Source organism: Streptomyces sp. NPDC058691 (assembly GCF_042714775.1).
Lineage (GTDB): Bacteria > Actinomycetota > Actinomycetes > Streptomycetales > Streptomycetaceae > Actinacidiphila.
Map to the genome: position 1 here is coordinate 26395 of NZ_JBHXSO010000063.1, position 17436 is coordinate 43830.

General features: G+C 73.1%; 14 protein-coding genes and 1 rRNA gene. 3 read left to right on the top strand and 12 right to left on the bottom strand.

Annotated elements, in window-relative coordinates; all coding sequences use genetic code 11:
* Positions 1-92: 92 nt before the first annotated feature.
* Together ACFWVC_RS32505 and ACFWVC_RS32510 are read right to left on the bottom strand one after the other, a co-directional pair.
* Positions 93-716, bottom strand: a complete 624-nt coding sequence (locus tag ACFWVC_RS32505; protein ID WP_384295967.1) for an NUDIX domain-containing protein — start codon at positions 714-716, stop codon at positions 93-95.
* A gap of 66 nt (positions 717-782) precedes the next feature.
* Positions 783-2429 (bottom strand): CTP synthase, encoded by a 1647-nt coding sequence (locus ACFWVC_RS32510; protein ID WP_384296001.1) that lies wholly within the window; start codon positions 2427-2429, stop codon positions 783-785.
* A gap of 406 nt (positions 2430-2835) precedes the next feature.
* On the opposite strand from ACFWVC_RS32510, the gene ACFWVC_RS32515 reads away from it, so the two are divergent.
* On the top strand, positions 2836-4644 hold the full coding sequence (locus tag ACFWVC_RS32515) for a glycoside hydrolase family 15 protein (protein WP_384295970.1): 1809 nt from the start codon (positions 2836-2838) through the stop codon (positions 4642-4644).
* Positions 4645-4659: 15 nt separating this feature from the next.
* On the opposite strand, the gene ACFWVC_RS32520 is transcribed toward ACFWVC_RS32515, so the two are convergent.
* From ACFWVC_RS32520 to ACFWVC_RS32545, 6 genes are all read right to left on the bottom strand, one after another.
* A complete protein-coding gene (locus ACFWVC_RS32520) occupies positions 4660-5796 on the bottom strand; it encodes a glycosyltransferase family 4 protein (RefSeq protein ID WP_384295974.1) in 1137 nt (378 codons plus the stop codon).
* A 1340-nt stretch (positions 5797-7136) separates the two neighbouring features.
* Positions 7137-8879: a DNA repair protein RecN gene (gene recN, locus ACFWVC_RS32525; protein ID WP_384295977.1), complete on the bottom strand. Its 1743-nt coding sequence runs from the start codon at positions 8877-8879 to the stop codon at positions 7137-7139.
* Between the two features lie 38 nt (positions 8880-8917).
* Positions 8918-9838: an NAD kinase gene (locus ACFWVC_RS32530; protein WP_384295980.1), complete on the bottom strand. Its 921-nt coding sequence runs from the start codon at positions 9836-9838 to the stop codon at positions 8918-8920.
* Positions 9835-10641, bottom strand: coding sequence for a TlyA family RNA methyltransferase (locus ACFWVC_RS32535; protein ID WP_384295982.1), 807 nt, complete (start codon positions 10639-10641; stop codon positions 9835-9837). Before ACFWVC_RS32535 ends, ACFWVC_RS32530 begins: the two co-directional genes overlap by 4 nt.
* Positions 10642-10648: 7 nt before the next feature.
* Positions 10649-10903, bottom strand: a complete 255-nt coding sequence (locus ACFWVC_RS32540) for a hypothetical protein (protein WP_384295985.1) — start codon at positions 10901-10903, stop codon at positions 10649-10651.
* Positions 10896-12044, bottom strand: a complete 1149-nt coding sequence (locus tag ACFWVC_RS32545; protein WP_384295988.1) for a histone — start codon at positions 12042-12044, stop codon at positions 10896-10898. The genes ACFWVC_RS32540 and ACFWVC_RS32545 overlap by 8 nt, the downstream gene beginning before the upstream one ends.
* Before the next feature lie 148 nt (positions 12045-12192).
* On the opposite strand from ACFWVC_RS32545, the gene ACFWVC_RS32550 reads away from it, so the two are divergent.
* A complete protein-coding gene (locus ACFWVC_RS32550; protein WP_384295990.1) occupies positions 12193-12540 on the top strand; it encodes a sterol-binding protein in 348 nt (115 codons plus the stop codon).
* A gap of 81 nt (positions 12541-12621) precedes the next feature.
* Here the strand turns inward: ACFWVC_RS32550 and ACFWVC_RS32555 are convergent, their stop codons facing one another.
* Positions 12622-13653 carry an HAD-IIA family hydrolase gene (locus ACFWVC_RS32555; RefSeq protein ID WP_384295992.1) on the bottom strand — a complete coding sequence of 344 codons (1032 nt, stop codon included), beginning with the start codon at positions 13651-13653 and terminating at the stop codon, positions 12622-12624.
* Between the two features lie 72 nt (positions 13654-13725).
* On the opposite strand from ACFWVC_RS32555, the gene ACFWVC_RS32560 reads away from it, so the two are divergent.
* A complete protein-coding gene (locus tag ACFWVC_RS32560) occupies positions 13726-15012 on the top strand; it encodes a DUF1015 domain-containing protein (protein ID WP_384295996.1) in 1287 nt (428 codons plus the stop codon).
* Between the two features lie 73 nt (positions 15013-15085).
* On the opposite strand, the gene ACFWVC_RS32565 is transcribed toward ACFWVC_RS32560, so the two are convergent.
* From ACFWVC_RS32565 to rrf, 3 genes are all read right to left on the bottom strand, one after another.
* On the bottom strand, positions 15086-16045 hold the full coding sequence (locus ACFWVC_RS32565; protein ID WP_384296005.1) for a hypothetical protein: 960 nt from the start codon (positions 16043-16045) through the stop codon (positions 15086-15088).
* On the bottom strand, positions 16024-17052 hold the full coding sequence (locus ACFWVC_RS32570) for a hypothetical protein (protein WP_384295998.1): 1029 nt from the start codon (positions 17050-17052) through the stop codon (positions 16024-16026). Before ACFWVC_RS32570 ends, ACFWVC_RS32565 begins: the two co-directional genes overlap by 22 nt.
* Positions 17053-17331: 279 nt before the next feature.
* Positions 17332-17436, bottom strand: a 5S ribosomal RNA gene (gene rrf, locus ACFWVC_RS32575); the annotation flags it as partial.

The window sequence follows — 17436 nt, forward strand, 5'->3', positions numbered from 1 at the left end:
GCGGCCCCAATGATCACCCTCCCGGACGATCCGATGGTCCTACCGGATCGTCCGGGCCACGCGGTCCCGCGAGTGCCCCGGGGCCGGGAATGTCAGGCGTCGAACGGCCGCGCGGGCCATTCCGCCTCCGCCGGCCGCAGGGCGTCCAGACCGTCCCCGGCGCGTGCGGCCTGCACCGCCAGCGCGCCCATCATCAGGCAGTTGTTGTGCAGACGGCCGGCGAGGGCGCCGCGCACGAGATCGGCCAGCGCGACCCTGGCCAGCTCCATGTCGGCCTCTTCCTCCGACACCTCGTAGCGCTCGCCCTCCACCTCGGACAGCCCGCGGGCGAGGAAGACGCGCACCGCCTCGTCGGAACCGCCGGGCGAGGGGTAGACGTCGACCAGCACCCGCCAGTCCTCGGCCTTGGCGTGCGCCTCCTCGTACAGCTCGCGCTGAGCGGCGTGCAGCGGGTTCTCGCCGGGGATGTCCAGCAGTCCGGCGGGGATCTCCCACAGCTTCATCCGCACGGGGTGCCGGTACTGCTTGAGGACCAGAACCCGGTCCTCGTCGTCCAGGGCCAGCACGGCCACCGAGCCCGGGTGCACCTGGTAGTCGCGCTTCGCGACGCCGCCGTCGGGCATGACGACCTCGTCGGTGCGGACGCCGGTCTTGTTCCCGGTGAAGGGGGTGGCGGTGGCCGTGGTCCGCCATTCCTCAGGGGTGTCCTGCAGCATGCTGTGCCCTCCGTACGTGGTGCCGGGGCGGGCCGGGCTGCCGGCCCACCACGGCCACCGTATCGATCAGCCCTGGCGGCGCTTGACGGCGGCCGCGATCAGACCCGCGAACAGGGGGTGCGGGCGCGTCGGCCGGGACTTCAGTTCGGGGTGCGCCTGGGTGGCGACGAGGTAGGGGTGGACCTCGCGCGGGTACTCGACGTACTCGACCAGCTTGTTGTCCGGCGAGGTGCCGGAGAACTGCAGACCGGCCTTCTTCTCCAGCTCGCCCCGGTAGGCGTTGTTGACCTCGTAGCGGTGGCGGTGGCGCTCCTCGACGTAGGGCTCGCCGCCGTACACCTCGCGGACGATGGAGCCCTCGGCGAGCTTGGCCGGGTACAGGCCGAGCCGCATGGTGCCGCCCAGGTCGCCCTGGCCGGCGACGATGTCGAGCTGCTCGGCCATGGTGGAGATCACGGGGTGGGCGGTGGCCGGGTCGAACTCCGTGGAGTTGGCGTCCGTGATGCCGGCGAGGCTGCGGGCCGCCTCGATGACCACGCACTGCAGGCCCAGGCACAGCCCGAGCAGCGGGATGCCGTTCTCCCGTGCGTAGGTGATCGCCGAGACCTTGCCCTCCACGCCGCGGTCGCCGAAGCCGCCGGGCACGCAGATCGCGTCGACGTCGCCGAGCTGGCGCGCGGCGCCGGCCGGGGTCTTGCAGTCGTCGGAGGTGACCCACTTGATGTTGACCTTGGCATTGTTGGCGAAGCCGCCGGCGCGCAGCGCCTCGGTCACCGACAGATACGCGTCGGGCAGGTCGATGTACTTGCCGACCAGCGCGACCTTCAGGTCGTGCTCGGGCTCGTGGACCCGCTTGAGCAGGTCGTCCCACTGCGTCCAGTCCACGTCGCGGAACGGCAGGTTCAGCCTGCGGACGACATAGGCGTCCAGGCCCTCGGTGTGCAGCACCTTGGGGATGTCGTAGATCGAAGGGGCGTCGATGGCGGCGACCACCGCCTCCTCGTCCACGTCGCACATCAGCGAGATCTTGCGCTTGATGGAGGTCGGCACGTCGCGGTCGGCGCGCAGCACGATCGCGTCGGGCTGGATGCCGATGCTGCGCAGCGCGGCCACCGAGTGCTGCGTCGGCTTGGTCTTCAGCTCGCCCGACGGGCCGATGTAGGGCAGCAGCGAGATGTGCATCACGAAGACGTTGTCCCGGCCCACCTCGTGCCGGACCTGGCGGACGGACTCCAGGAAGGGCAGCGACTCGATGTCGCCGACGGTGCCGCCGACCTCGGTGATGACCACGTCCACGTCCTCGGTCGCCATGCGCCGGATGCGGGACTTGATCTCGTTGGTGATGTGCGGGATGACCTGCACGGTGTCGCCGAGGTACTCGCCGCGGCGCTCCTTGGCGATCACCGAGGAGTAGACCTGGCCGGTGGTGACGTTGGCCGAGCCCGCGAGGTTCACGTCCAGGAAGCGCTCGTAGTGACCGATGTCCAGGTCGGTCTCGGCGCCGTCGTCCGTGACGAACACCTCACCGTGCTGGAAGGGGTTCATCGTGCCCGGGTCCACGTTGAGGTACGGGTCGAGCTTCTGCATGGTGACCCGCAGGCCCCGGGCCTTGAGCAGCGCCCCCAGGCTGGAGGCCGTCAGGCCCTTGCCGAGCGAGGAGGCGACACCCCCGGTGACGAAGAGGTGCTTGGTCGTCGTGGATTTGGGCGGCAGTGCCAAGAGGGGGCTCCCGTGGTCGCGAGGTGGTGGTCGGGACGGCACCATGGCGGTGAAGAGGGGTGGTGTCGTCGCGGCGGTTCAGTGGTTCAGGCCACCGGCCCACGGGCTACCAGGGTATCAGTGACGCGCACCAGTCGCGGGGGGCGGCTCTCTGACGAAAAGGGAGGTCGCCGGGACATTGGTACGACAAAATGCACCCGACCGGCCCAGCAGGCTCGGTCGGGGCTTCCGCACCGCTCGCGTTGTCGTCGTATCCTGCTCGGACACATCGATTCGATGCGAGTGAACCGGCACGGCACCACCCCGCCTGCTCCCGGGAAAGAGCTCGTCGAAAGATCCACAGACCGCAATCACCGCCCCAGTCCCACGGGGCGCCGCCGTCGTTCGACTGGAGACCTACGTGGCCGGGCGTATCGAGGATTACGCACTCATCGGCGATATGCAGACCGCCGCCTTGGTGTGCCGGGACGGCACGGTCGACTGGCTGTGTCTGCCCCGCTTCGACTCCCCTGCGATCTTCGCGGGCCTGCTCGGCACCGAAGAGCACGGCTACTGGCGGCTCGGCCCCGCCTTCCCGCACGGCTCGCAGCCGCCGACCGCCACCCGGCGCCGCTACCGGGGAGACTCCCTGGTGCTGGAGTCCGAGTGGGACACCCCCCGCGGAACGGTCCGTGTGATCGATTTCATGCCGCCCCGTGACGGCGCCCCCCAGGTGATCCGGATCGTCGAGGGCGTGCGGGGCCGCGTGCCGATGCGCTCGGCGCTCCGCATGCGCTTCAGCTACGGCTGGGTCGTGCCGTGGGTGCACAAGGTCGGGGACCGCACCGTCGGCGTCGCCGGCCCGGACTCGGTCTGGATCGACACCGATGTCGAGACCTACGGCGAGCACCTCACCACGTACGCCGACTTCACCGTGGCGCCCGGCGACCGGGTCGCCTTCACGATCAGCTGGCAGCCCTCGCACAAGGAGCCTCCTCCGCTCGCCGACCCCGAGTCCTCGCTGGAGGCCACCGAGGACTTCTGGCGCGAGTGGGTCGCCCAGTGCACCTACCACGGCCCCTACCGGGACGCCGTGGTCCGCTCCCTGATCACCCTCAAGGCGCTGACGTACGGGCCCACCGGCGGCATCGTGGCCGCGCCGACCACCTCCCTGCCGGAGGACATCGGCGGCGTCCGCAACTGGGACTACCGCTTCACCTGGCTGCGCGACGCGGCGATCACCCTGTCGTCCCTGCTGCGCACCGGCTACCGGGACGAGGCCCGCGCCTGGCGCGAGTGGCTGCTGCGCGCGGTCGCCGGCGACCCGGAGAACCTGCAGATCATGTACGGCATCGCCGGCGAGCGCGAACTCGGCGAGACCGAGCTGGACTGGCTGCCCGGCTACGAGGGCTCGACCCCGGTCCGGGTCGGCAACGGCGCGGCCCACCAGTTGCAGCTCGACGTCTACGGCGAGGTCACCGAGGCGCTCCACCTGGCCCACATGACCGGCCTCGCCCGCAACGACTACGCCTCTCTGCTGCAGATCCGGCTCATCACGTACCTGGAGGACCACTGGGACGAGCCGGACGAGGGCATCTGGGAGGTCCGCGGCCCGCGCCGGCACTTCGTGCACTCCAAGGTCATGGCCTGGGTCGCCGTCGACCGCACTGTCAAGCTCATCGAGTCCGGCGAGGTCGACGGCCCGCTGGAGCGCTGGCGCGACCTGCGTGACGAGATCCACCGGGATGTGTGCGAGAAGGGTTACGACAAGGAGCGCAACACCTTCACGCAGTCCTACGGCTCGCGCGAACTGGACGCGTCGCTGCTGCTCATCCCGCAGGTCGGCTTCCTGCCGCCGGACGACAAGCGCGTCATCGGCACCATCGAGGCGATCCAGCGGGAGCTGTCCACCGAGGACGGCTTCGTGCTGCGCTACCCGACCGACGCCCCGCCCGGTGGCGAGAACCTCGACGGCCTCCCCGGCGATGAGGGCGCGTTCCTCGCCTGCTCCTTCTGGCTCGCCGACGACCTCGCCATGATCGGCCGGGTCGACGAAGCGCGCCGGCTGTTCGAGCGGCTGCTGGCCCTGCGCAACGACCTCGGCCTGCTGGCGGAGGAGTGGGACCCGCGGCTGCAGCGTCAGGTCGGCAACTTCCCGCAGGCGTTCAGCCATGTCCCGCTGATCGACACCGCGCTGCGGCTGACGGCGAGCGGCGCGTACGGCGGCTGAACGCCGCCTGCCCGTTCAGCGCGAGGACAACTCGTCGTAGATGCTGAGCACTTGGGCGACCGTGTCATCCTCGGTCGGCCAGGTGCCTGCCTGCATGGGACCGGCGGCGGTCAGCACGGACCGCCGCGCCGGATCGCCGAGCAGGCGCACGACGGTGTCGGCGAGCCGCTTCGGGTCGCCGTAGGGCACCAACTCCGCTGCTTCGCCGACGAGTTCGGGCGTACCTCCGACGGCCGTGGCGATCAGCGGGACCCCCGCGTGCAGGGCCTCCTGGGCGATGACCGAGCGGGCCTCCCAGCGGGAGGGCAGCACCACCGCGTCGGCGGCGGCCAGCAGTTCGGGCACGTCGTCGCGGAGGCCGAGCAGCAGCACCGGCAACCGCTCGGTGTCGATCCGCTGCTGGAGCTCCGGACGCAGCGACCCCTCACCCGCGACCACCAGCAGCGGCTGCGGGTCCACCCGCGTCCAGCCGTGCACGGCGTCGAGCAGCTGGCCGTACCCCTTGTGCGGCTCCAGGCGGCCGACCGCGAGCAGCAACGGTCTTTCCCCGGCGCCGAATTCGTCCCGCGCCTTCTGGCGGCGCCGCTCCGCCTCGGCGGCCGCCTCGGGTGTCGCGGCGATCACCGGCGGCAGCGGCACGCCGATCGGCGCCAGCCGGGCGTCCCGGGCGCCGACCGCACGGGCCCGGTCCACCAGGTCCGAGGACGCGCCCAGCACCACGGACGCGGCCCGCGCCACGCGCCGCTCCAGCAGCCGCAGCAGCGGCTTGCGCGCGCCCTCCGCGAAGACCGCGCCGTGCCAGGTCACCACCAGCGGGGTGCGCCGCCCGCCCAGCGCCACGGTGGCCAGCAGGCCGGCCCGCAGCCCATGCGCGTGCACGACGTCCGCTCCGGCGCAGGCCGCCCGCAGCGCGGTCACCACCGCCGCGTCCGCGCGCGGCGCGGCACGGCGGGTGACCTCCACCGGCGCGAACCGCGCCCCGGCCGCGGCGAATCCGTACCGCTCCTCGGCCGCGCCCGGCCCACAGACCGTCACCTGCACCCCGCGCGCCACCAACCCGCCCGCGACCGAGGCCACATGGGCCCGCCCCGTCTCACCCAGCACATGGACGGCGTGCAGCTGCCCATGCAGAGGGCTCGGAGTACTGCTCACGCGCGGTCGGGCTCCTGACTCGGCATCGGGCGAAGGGGTTTGCAGTGTGCTGCCCTCCAGGATGCCAGGCCGATCCGCCATCCAGGGAGCGCCGGGCAGCGCGCGCCCGGTCGCACGTCCGCGGGACCACCCTTACGAGTGCGTCATCGTGCCCCAACCCGTGCCGGGCCGGCCCGGCCCCATCGCGAAAACGGCCAGCTCACCGGGCCGCTTGGCTCGGGAAGCCCGCCCGCCGCCTACCACCCGGATCGCTCTTCCGCACCGCCCGACGCCACGGACACCAAACCGGCCCCGTGGCGGCGACACACCGCTGTCCCGTCGCCGCCCGGCGGTCGAACCACGGACCCGGGCCGAACAAACCATCCCGAACAAACCAGGCGAACCGGGCCCCACCGCCCGCCCCACCCGTCCCCGGGCGGCCGACGACGCGCGCAGTCTTCCTGCCCCTGGGCCACAGCTCTGTCAGTTCAGCCCCCGTGCAGGGCGGCGCCACCGGCGGACGCCGCCTGCCTCCCGGCTTGTCCCACCCAGCCCCTGCCGGCCGGGGCAGCACGCCGGCAAGTGCGGTCGTCGCCCGCCCGAACCGGGCAGCGGCCTCCGGCCTGCAGAACCCGCCCCCAGAGCGCCCGACGCCGTCGAAGCAGACCGCCCGGGCGGCATGCGGCGCACGGCACATCGACCAAGGCCCGGACGGGCTCCGGACGGCCGACGCGCACCCCAGCTGCGACCAGAAACCGCCACGCCAACCACCGACCCGCCCGAAACCGGCGCCACATGATGCGCACCACCAAGCGACCGAGCCCCGCGGCCCACCCCGCCACATCGACCACACCGCGGGCCGAACACACCAAGCCGCACCGCCCGACCCGTCCCCGGCCCCCGGCCTGCAGAACTCGCCTCCGCAGCGCCCGGGCGGCATGCGACACGCGGCACCGCGCCCAAGGCACGGACCGGCCCCGGACGGCCGACGCAGACCCTCGCTGCGACCAGAAGCCGCCACTCCAACCACCGACCCGGCCGAAACCGGCGGCACATAGTGCGCACCACCGAACACACCGGGCGACCGAGCCCCACGGCCCACCCCGCCGCCGCCCTACGACGCGCGCATTGCGCGGGCAGCACGCCACCGAGCGCGGTCATCACCCGCCCGAACCGCCGCCGGCCTGCAAAACCGCGTCAGGGCGGCACGCGGTACCCCGCCCAAGGCCCCTACCGGCACGGCCGGCAGATCGCGCCGCCACGGCATCCCGTCGAAGCGGGACGGCCGCGGCAGACAGAACCCCAGCCGCCAGAGACCGGGCGGCAAAGAACCGCCGGCCCCGGTCCCGCCGCGAAGCGGCTCAGCGGGCCTCGCGGGCCGCCGCGAGCAGTTCCTCCGCGTGGGCGCGCCCCAGCTCGGAGTCCTCCAGGCCGGCGAGCATGCGCGACAGCTCGCGCACGCGCTCCTCGCCCTCCAGCACGCGCACCCCGCTGCGCGTCACGGAGCCGTCGTTGGTCTTCTCGACGAGCAGTTGGCGATCGGCGAACGCCGCCACCTGCGGCAGGTGTGTGACGACCACGACCTGCGCGGTCCGCGCCAGCTTGGCCAGGCGGCGGCCGACCTCGACGGCCGCCTTGCCGCCGACGCCGGCGTCGACCTCGTCGAAGAGGTACGTGGGCACGGGGTCGGACCCCGCGAAGACGACCTCGACCGCGAGCATCACGCGGGAGAGCTCACCGCCGGAGGCGCCCTTGGAGATCGGCCGGGGCGGTGCGCCCGGGTGCGGCGCGAGCTGCAGTTCCACCTCGTCGGCGCCGGTCGCGCCGAAGGCGACCGGACGCCCGCCCACCACGACGCCCTCGGGGTCCTCGGTCTGCCGCAAGGCGACCGTGACCCGGGCGTGCGGCATGGCGAGCTGGGCGAGCTCCGCTGTCACGGCCCCGGCGAAACGGTCCGCCGCCTCCGCGCGGGCGTCGCTGAGCGCCTGCGCCAGGTCGCCGAGTTCGGCCCGCAGGGCGTCCCGCTCGACGGTCAGCTCCGTGATCCGGTCGTCGTCGCCCTCCAGCTCGCCGAGGCGCGCGCCGCCGGCCGCCGCCCACGCCAGGACGGCGTCGATGTTCTCCCCGTACTTGCGCGTCAGGTGCGCGAGGACGGCGCGCCGGTCCTCCACGACGGCCAGCCGCCGCGGATCGGCGTCCAGGTTGTCGGCGTAACCGGCCAGCTCCCCGGCGACGTCGCCGAGCAGGATGCCGATCTCGCCGATCCGGTCGGACAGCACGGCGAGCTCCGGGTCGTGCGAGCGCACGGCCTCCAGGGCGCGCTGGGCGCCCGCGACGAGCATCCCGGCGTCGACGCCCTCGGGGTCCTCGGGGTTCCCCGCCAGGGCGGCGTGCGCCTGGGTGGCGGCCGAGGCGAGCGCCTCGGCGTGGCCAAGCCGCTCCGCCTCGGCGGCCAGCTCCGCGTCCTCGCCCGGCAGCGGCTCGGCGGCCGCGACCTCGTCGAGGCCGAAGCGCAGCATGTCGGCCTCCTGGGCCCGCTCCCGGGCCCGGGTGGTCAGCTCGTCCAGCTCGCCCGCGACCTCGCGCAGCCGCCGGTAGGCGGCGCCGTACTTGGCCAGCGGCACGGCGACGGCGTCACCCGCGTAACGGTCCAGCGCCTCGCGCTGGCGCGCGGGCCGCAGCAGCCCCTGCTGGTCCGTCTGGCCGTGCACGGCGACCAGCTCGTCCGCCAGCTCGCCCAGCAGCCCCACGGGCACCGCACGGCCGCCCACGTACGCCCTGGAGCGGCCCTCCGCCGAGACCGTACGGCTGATGAGCAGCGCGCCGTCGTCCAGCTCGGCACCGGCCTCCTCGGCCCGCACCGCGGCGGGCGCGTCGGCACTCAGCGTGATCCGTCCCTCGACGGACGCCGATTTCGTGCCGATCCGGACCAAACCGGGGTCGGCACGGCCGCCCAGGAGCAGCCCGAGGCTCGTGACGACCATGGTCTTGCCCGCGCCGGTCTCGCCGGTCACCGCCGTGAAGCCGGGCGACAACTGCACCACGGCGTCCTCGATGACTCCCAGCGACCTGATCCGCATTTCCTCCAACACGGATACGACCATACGAGGTTTACGGCCCGCCGCGCGACGGGCCTCACTCCTCAGTGCGGCGCGCCCCGCCAGCCCGCCACCGGAAGGGCGAACTTCGCGACCAGCCGGTCGGTGAACGAGGCGTGGTGCAGCCGCGCCAGCCGCACCGGTACGGCGCCCCGCCGGACCTCGACGCGCGCCCCCGCGGGCAGGTCCACCGACCGCCGCCCGTCGCACCACAGGACCCCGTGGGGCGTCTTGGGCTGCACCTCGACGGCGAGCACCGACCTCGGCGAGGTGACCAGCGGCTTGGCGAACAGCGCGTGCGCGCTGATCGGCACCATGAGCAGCGCCTCGACCTCCGGCCAGACCACCGGGCCGCCCGCCGAGAAGGCGTACGCCGTCGATCCGGTCGGGGTCGCCATGACCACTCCGTCGCCGCCGAACCGGGAGACCGGACGGCCGTCCACCTCCGTGACGACCTCCAGCAGCCGCTCGCGCGCCTGCTTCTCCACCGACGCCTCGTTGAGCGCCCAGTCGGTGTGCACGACGCGGCCGTCGTTGCGCACCAGGACGTCGATCGTCATGCGCTCCTCGACCTCGTAGTCGCGCGTGACGACCCGGTCGACGACCTTGTCCAGGTCGTCCCGCTCCGCCTCCGCGAGGAAACCGACGCGGCCCAGGTTGACGCCCAGCATCGGCACGCCCGAGGCGCGGGCGAACTCCGCGCCGCGCAGCAGGGTGCCGTCACCGCCGAGGACGATGATCAACTCGCAGTCCTCGACGGTCTCCGGACCGATCTCCTGCACCCGCTGCACCGCGCCGCTGTCCGGCAGAGTGAGGTCCTCGGCCTCCTCGGCCAGCACCCGCACGCCGATGCCGCAGCGCCGCAGGCCCTGCACGACCCGCTCCGCACTGCGGATGGCGGCCGGCCGGCCGGTGTGCGCCAGCAGGAAGACGGTGCGCTCCTGCGTCTGAAGTGTCTCGCTCAACGGGGCCCCTCCGCCACGGCGCGGTCGACGTCGGCCGGGTCCAGCTCGGGTGCCCCGGCACGCAGCCAAAGAAAGTACTCCACATTCCCCGACGGTCCCGGCAACGGGCTCGCGGTCACGCCCAGCACCCCCAGTCCCAGTCCGGCCGCCTGTCCGGCGACCTGGCGTACGGCTTCGGCGCGCAGTTGAGTGCTGCGCACGACGCCGCCGCTGCCCAGCCGTTCCTTCCCGACCTCGAACTGCGGCTTGACCATGAGGACAAGGTCCGCGTCGGGCGCGGAACAGCGGACGAGGGCGGGCAGCACGAGCCCGAGCGGAATGAAGGACAGGTCGCCCACGACGATGTCGGCCGGCTGTCCGTCGATCTGCTCGAGCGTCAACTCGCGTACGTTGGTACGGTCCTTGACGGTGACGCGTTCATCGCTCTGCAGCGACCACGCGAGTTGGCCGTAGCCGACGTCCACCGCGACGACGTGCGCGGCGCCGTTGCGGAGCAGTACGTCCGTGAACCCGCCCGTCGACGCCCCGGCGTCCAGCGCCCGGCGGCCCGCCACGGCCAGCCCCAGCGGCACGAAGGCCGCCAGCGCCCCGGCGAGCTTGTGCCCGCCGCGGGAGACGTAGTCCGGGTCCGAGCCGTCCTCGGCCACGACCACCGCGGCACTGGTCTCCACCTGTGTGGCGGACTTGGTCGCGGTGGCCCCGCCCACGGTCACCCGGCCGGCGGCGATCAGCTGCCCGGCGTGCTCCCGAGAGCGGGCGAGATTCCGGCGCACCAGCTCGGCGTCGAGTCGGCGTCGTGCCACGTGAGGTTCAGCTCCTGTTGTCGTCGAGTCTCGTGAGGGCGTCACGCAGCCCACGGTGTACATCCTCGTACACCTCGATGTGGTCCTCGGTGGGCAGCGCATCGGCGTCCTCCAGGCGGACAAGCACGCCGTCCACCTCGGTATTCCCCGTCGCCTCCACCACGACCCCCAGGGGCTGCGGGCCCTCCGGCCCGGACGCGGGCCCGGACGCCGCCTCGGCCGTCGGCTCAGCCGTCGCCTGCACCGCACCCGCCTCAGTCACGGCCCGCCTCCCGCGTCCCAGTGGTCTTCTTCGCCGCGGTCTTCCTGGCGGTGGTCTTCTTGGCCGCCGTGCCCGCGGTGGCGGTCGTCTTCGCCGCCGTGCCCGCGGTGGCGGTCTTCTTCGCCGGAGTACTCGCCGTGGCGGTCTTCTTCGCCGGCGTCTTCACGGCGGAAGCCGTCTTGGCGGCGGGAGCGGCTTTCTTGGCGGGAGCGGTCTTCTTGGCGGCAGCCTTCTTCGCCGCAGGCGCGGTCTTGCCGACCGGAACGGTCTTCGCCGGTGCCGCCTTGGCCGCGGACGTGCCACCGGCCGCAGAGGCGGCCTTCTTGGCCGCGGGGGTGGCCTTGGTGGCCGCCGGCGTGGCCTTGGCGGCCGCGGCACTCTTCTTGGCGGGAGCCGTCTTCTTGGCCGCGGCCTTCTTCGCCGCCGGCGCGGTCTTGCCGGCCGGAGCCGCCTTCTTCGCGGCAGCAGCCGCAGGAGCCGCAGGCTTCGGCGCCGCGGGCGCCGCGCCGGGGGCGGCGTTCTTGCGCGCGGTGGGCGCGGCGACGGGGGTCTTGGACGGCGCGGCCGCCTCCTTGGGGGCGGCCGGGGACGTCGCGGGGGCCGCGTTCTTGCGCGCGGTGGGCGCGGCGGCCCCGGCCGACGGCTCCTCCCCCTCGACCCGCACGTGCTCCACGGGCGGCTGCGGCGGCACGTACAGCCCCGGTTCGGCCTCCACGCCGTCCAGGTCGACCGTGTCCGCCAAGTCCACCGAGTCCGCCAGGTCCGCCGTGCCGGAGGCGCCGGCGGCCGCCTTGCCGCGCCCGTCGCCCTCCAGGTTGCGGATGCGCCGCTCCAGCGTCTCCAGCACGACCCCGACCCGCGTGACGTCGTCCGCCAGTCGGCTGACCCGGGTCATCGCCTTGTCGATCTCCTCACGGATGAGCCCGACGAGCAGGTCCCGGTTGGCGCGCCCGGCCGTCATCAGCTCGTCGGCGAGCGTCTGGACCTCCGCCGGGATGCGCCGGCCGATCGAACGCTGGACTTCCTCGACGTCTATCCCCGCCTGGTCCAGGAGCTCTCTCGCCGCTCCCACCGCCCGTCGCCGGGTGGCCTCGGTCAGGCCGCCCGCAATCTGCAGGCAGGTCCGCAGCGCGTCCCGCATCGCCCTCACTCCTCACCTTCGGGTTCACCGGTCACCGTGCTTCTCGTTGGTCATGACGCTACCCCGTAGCGGCCCGCACCTTGCCAAGGGTCCGCTGCGGTACCGTCGATCAGCACACGTCAGCATCCGAACGGGAGACGCACAACCGATGGCGACCATCGAGGAGTGCCGCAGCGCACTCGACCGGCTGTCGGACAACCTCGCCAAGGCGGAGGGCGACGTGCACAGCGCGGCCGCCCTCGACCGCTCGCTGAGCTGCCGCATCACCGACCTCGACATCACCTTCGTCGGCCGCCTCGCCGGCGGCCGCATCCAGGATGTCGTCACCGTGCCCGGCACGCCGGACGAGCGCGCGCAGATACGGCTCACCATGGCCGGTGACGACCTGGTGGCGCTCGTCGACGGCAGACTGCACTTCGCGAAGGCGTGGGGCAGCGGCCGGGTGAAGCTGGAGGCGGCCCTGCGCGACGTCCTGCGGCTGCGCAAGCTCCTCTGAGCCCTCTGAGCCCCCACTGAGCCCGGGAAGCCTCCCGAGGCTCCAGCCGGGGTCCCGGGCCGGGCCCGGGACCCCGCCCGGCTAACTCAGGCCCAGCCGGGCCAGGGCCTTCTCCGCGTCAAGGGTGCACGTCCCGCTCCCCGCCGCCGTCCAGGCCGCCGCGCACAGCGCCCGCAGCCCGTCCATGGGTTCGCCCTGCCCGTCCAGCAGCAGCGCGCCCTCGCCCGCGAGCGCCGTCCAGTCGCCGCAGCGGTACGCCCCCTCGCCGCCCGCCGCCGTCACCTCGGGCTGCGGCGTGAGCAGCCCGCGCAGGTCCGCGTCCACGTACGTCGGCCGGTGCTCGGGCGGCGCGGCGAGCAGCTGCGCCGCCGTGGTGACCCCGGTCAGCACCAGCAGGGAGTCCACGCCGCCCGCGTGCGCGCCCTCGATGTCGGTGTCGAGCCGGTCGCCCACCACCAAGGGCCGCTCGGCCCCCGTCCGGATGACGGTCTCGCGGTGCATCGGAGGCAACGGCTTGCCGGCGATCTGCGGCGTCGCCCCGGTCGCGATCCGCACGACCTCCACGAGCGCGCCGTTGCCGGGCGCCGTGCCGCGGGCGGTCGGAATGGTCAGGTCGGTGTTCGACGCGAACCAGGGCGCGCCCCGGTTGACCGCGTACGCGGCCTCCGCGAGCTGCTCCCAGCCGACCTTGGGCGAGTAGCCCTGGACGACCGCCGCGGGGTCGTCGTCGGCGGAGTCCACGGGCCGCAGTCCGCGCTCGCGCAGCGCCTCCACCAGCCCCTCGCCGCCGACCGCCAGCACCCGCGCCCCGGCGGGCACCTGGTCGGCGATCAGCCGGGCCACCGCCTGCGCCGAGGTGATGACCTCCGACGCCTCCGCGGGCACGCCCAGCCGGGTCAGGTGCTCCGCCACGGCCTGCGGCGTGCGGGCCGCGTTGTTGGTGACGTACGCCAGATGCATACCGTGCCCGCGCGCCGCTCCGAGCGAGTCGACCGCGTGCGCGATCGCGTCGCCGCCGGCGTAGACGACCCCGTCGAGGTCGAGCAGCGCCGTGTCGTACTCCTGGTCCAAGGGCCGCTCGCTGCGGTCCGGCACGATCCGGTGGGTCGTCATCGGCCTGTCGCTCCTCGTATGTTGTCGATCACTCGGCACTCCCCGCGCGCATGACCCGCGTAGCATTCCCGGATGAGCATTTCCGGACCCGCTGCACCGGGTGGTTTGCGGCTCGCGCCGTTCCGCGCGCTCCGCTACGTCCCCGAGCGGGTCGGCAGCCTGGCCGCGGTCACCTCGCCACCGTACGACGTCGTCGTCCGGCCCGAGGGACAGCGGCACCTGGAGACCGCCGACCCGCACAATGTCGTGCGGCTCATCCTGCCCAGCGCCGAGCCCCCCGACGGCCGGCACCTCAAGGCGGCCTGCACGCTGTCCCAGTGGCAGAAGGACGGCGTCCTCGCCCTGGACCCCGCCCCCGCGCTGTACGTCTACGAGCAGCGCGACGGCGGCCATCTGCAGCGCGGACTCATCGGCGCCCTGCGGCTGACCCCGCCCGAGGAGCGCGTGGTCCTCCCCCATGAGGACGTCATGCCCGGACCGGTCGCCGACCGCGCCGCCCTCATGCGCGCCACGGCCGCGAACCTCGAGCCGCTGCTGCTCTCGTACCGCGGCGACGACGGCCCCGCCGGCCGGCTCGTCGAGCGCACCGTCCAGGACGCCCCGCTGCTCGCCACGACCACCGAGGACGGCATCCGGCACCGCCTGTGGGCGATCACCGACGAGGACGCCATCGCGGCCGTCGGCGCCGATCTGTCGCGCCATCAGGCGCTGATCGCCGACGGCCACCACCGCTGGGCCACCTATCTGCGACTGCAGGCCGAGCACGCCGGACCGAGCCCCTGGGACTACGGCCTCGTCCTGCTCGTCGACACCGCCCGCTATCCGCTGCGGGTCCGCGCCATCCACCGCGTACTGCCTCAGCTTCCCGTCGCCCTGGCCCTGGAAGCCGCGAGCAAGGCCTTCCGGGTACGCGAGCTGCCGGGCGCACTCCCCCAGGCCCTGGCAGCCCTGGAGGACGCCACGGCCGAGGGCAACGCCTTCGTCCTGAGCGGCGACAACCGCTTCCACCTCCTGGACCGGCCCGATCCCGACCTGACCGCCCTCACCGTCCCGCACGACCGCCCCGAGGAATGGCGGCGGCTCGACGCGACCGTGCTGCACAGCCTGCTGCTGGACCGCGTCTGGGAGATCCCGGACGACCCCGAGCACATCCAGTACATCCACGACACGGAGGCGGCCGTGTCGCACGCCGAGCGGCTGGGCGGCACCGCCGTGCTCATCCACCCGGTGCGCGAGAGCGTCGTCCACGAACTCGCCCGCCAGGGCGTCACGATGCCCCGCAAGTCGACCTCGTTCGGGCCCAAGCCGGCCTCCGGCCTGGTGCTGCGCAGCCTGGAGCCGGACGGCACACCGGCCTGACACCGGTCTGACGGAAAAACGACGAAGGGCGGCACCCGCGCGATGCGGGTGCCGCCCTTTTCGTTCGCGGGGGTCAGTCCTCGGTGTCGCGCGAGGGCTCCTTGAACGGGTTCTCGAGGAAGGCGGAAGGATCGGCCTCGTCGGTCAGGTCGACCTCGGGCTCCTCGGCGGGGGCGGCGTGACGCTCGTCCGCCGTCGCCTTCGCCTCAGGCTCTTCGTCGTCCTCTTCGTCCTCGTCACCCTCCTCCTCGTCGTCGTCCTCGTCCTCTTCGTCGTCTTCATCGTCTTCATCGTCCGCGACGGCGCCGGAAGACTCCTCCACGTCGTCCCCGGGGACGGCAGAGTCGTCGTCATCGTCCAGCGCGTCCACGAAGGCCACGCCGTCCAGCTGCGCCAGACGGTCGGAGGCATCCGTGCTGCCGGTGTGGTCGGCCTCCACTGCCTTGGCGAACCACTCGCGGGCCTCGTCCTCACGGTCCACCGCGAGCAGGGCGTCGGCGTACGCGTAGCGCAGCCGCGCGGTCCACGGGTGCACCGCGTTCGACGCCAGCTCCGAGCTCTGCAGCGTGACGACCGCGGCCTCGTTCTGGCCCATGTCGCGCCGGGCCCCGGCGGCCACCAGGCGCATCTCCACCTGGCCGGCGCGGTCCAGCTTGTGCACCTCGGGGGCGCCCGCCATCTCCAGTGCCCGCTCCGGGCGGCCCATGCCGCGCTCGCAGTCCGCCATGACCGGCCACAGGTCGACCGTGCCCGTCATCCGGCGGCAGGTCCGGAACTCGGCCAGCGCCTCGGAGTACCGCTCCGTCGCGTACGACGCGAAACCGGCCGCCTCACGAACGGCGGCGACGCGCGACGCGAGCCGCAGCGCGACACGGGAGTACCCGTAGGCCGCGTCCGGGTCCTCGTCGAGCAGCCGGGCCACCATCACGAGGTTGCGCGCCACGTCTTCGGCCAGAGTCTTCGGCAGGCTCATGAGCTCCTGCCGCACACTCGGGTCGATCTCCTGCCCCGTCACGTCATCCGGGATCGGCAGCCGCTTGATCGGCTCCCGCTCCTCCCGACGGTCGTCACGGCCCCGCGTGTCCGCGAAACGGCCGCGCCCCTGCACATACGGACGCCGGCCACCGCGATCGTCGTCCCTGCGCGGGCCACGCGGGCGGTCGTCCCGCCGGTCGTCCCTGCGGAAGCCGCCACGGTCGTCACCGGGCCGGTCCTGACGCGGCCGGTCCTCACGGGGGCGGTCGTAGCGCGGCCGGTCCTCACGGGGACGCTCGTCCCGACGGAAACCACCACGGTCATCACGCGGACGGTCCTCACGGGGACGGTCCTCACGCGGCCTGTCATAGCGCGGACGCTCATCACGACGGTCGTCACGGCGGAAACCACCACGGTCACCACCGGGCCGGTCCTGACGCGGACGGTCCTCACGGGGACGGTCGTCACGCGGCCTGTCGTAGCGCGGACGCTCATCACGACGGTCGTCACGACGGAAACCACCACGGTCCCCACCAGGACGGTCCTCACGCGGCCTGTCGTAGCGCGGACGCTCATCACGACGGTCATCACGACGGAAACCGCCACGGTCACCACCGGGCCGGTCCTGACGCGGACGATCCTCACGAGGACGGTCGAAACGCGGACGCTCATCACGCCGATCGTCACGACGGAAACCGCCACGGTCCCCACCAGGACGGTCCTCGCGCGGCCTGTCATAGCGCGGACGCTCATCACGACGGTCATCACGACGGAAACCACCACGGTCACCACCGGGCCGGTCCTGACGCGGACGATCCTCACGAGGACGGTCGTCACGGGGACGGTCGAAACGCGGACGCTCATCACGCCGATCGTCACGACGGAAACCACCACGGTCCCCACCAGGACGATCCTGACGCGGACGGTCGTCACGGCGGAAACCGCCGCGGTCGCCGCCGGGACGGTCCTGACGCGGACGATCCTCACGGGGACGGTCGCCACCAGGACGGTCATCGCGACGGAAGCCACCTCGATCGTCCCGCCGGTCCTCACGGGGCCGGTCATAACGGGGGCGATCGTCGCGGCGGAATCCACCGCCGGCCCGGTCGCCTTCGCGGCGGGGACCGCTGCTGCGGAAACCACCCCGGTCGCCGCCCTGACGCGGCGCGCGCCGCTCCGGCCGATCCGGCCTTTCTTCGGGCGTGTTGGACATCGACATGACTCCTGTCGTTCGTACTGCTGTAGTGCCAGTCTCCCGTACCGTCCGGAGACTGCGCACCGCCGTGAAAAACAAAAGGACCCCCGGTCCCAGCGCTTGGCCAGGACCGAGGGTCCAGAAAGATTGTTCGGCGGTGTCCTACTCTCCCACAGGGTCCCCCCTGCAGTACCATCGGCGCTGAAAGGCTTAGCTTCCGGGTTCGAAATGTAACCGGGCGTTTCCCTAACGCT

What these genes read in the sequence shown, in the direction of transcription:
- ACFWVC_RS32505 (WP_384295967.1), bottom strand. Translation starts at nt 716, where the DNA reads ATGCTGCAGGACACCCCTGAGGAATGGCGGACCACGGCCACCGCCACC.
- recN (WP_384295977.1), bottom strand. Translation starts at nt 8,879, where the DNA reads ATGGTCGTATCCGTGTTGGAGGAAATGCGGATCAGGTCGCTGGGAGTC.
- ACFWVC_RS32545 (WP_384295988.1), bottom strand. Translation starts at nt 12,044, where the DNA reads ATGCGGGACGCGCTGCGGACCTGCCTGCAGATTGCGGGCGGCCTGACC.
- ACFWVC_RS32550 (WP_384295990.1), top strand. Translation starts at nt 12,193, where the DNA reads ATGGCGACCATCGAGGAGTGCCGCAGCGCACTCGACCGGCTGTCGGAC.
- ACFWVC_RS32555 (WP_384295992.1), bottom strand. Translation starts at nt 13,653, where the DNA reads ATGACGACCCACCGGATCGTGCCGGACCGCAGCGAGCGGCCCTTGGAC.
- ACFWVC_RS32560 (WP_384295996.1), top strand. Translation starts at nt 13,726, where the DNA reads ATGAGCATTTCCGGACCCGCTGCACCGGGTGGTTTGCGGCTCGCGCCG.
- ACFWVC_RS32570 (WP_384295998.1), bottom strand. Translation starts at nt 17,052, where the DNA reads ATGACCGGCCCCGTGAGGACCGGCGGGACGATCGAGGTGGCTTCCGTC.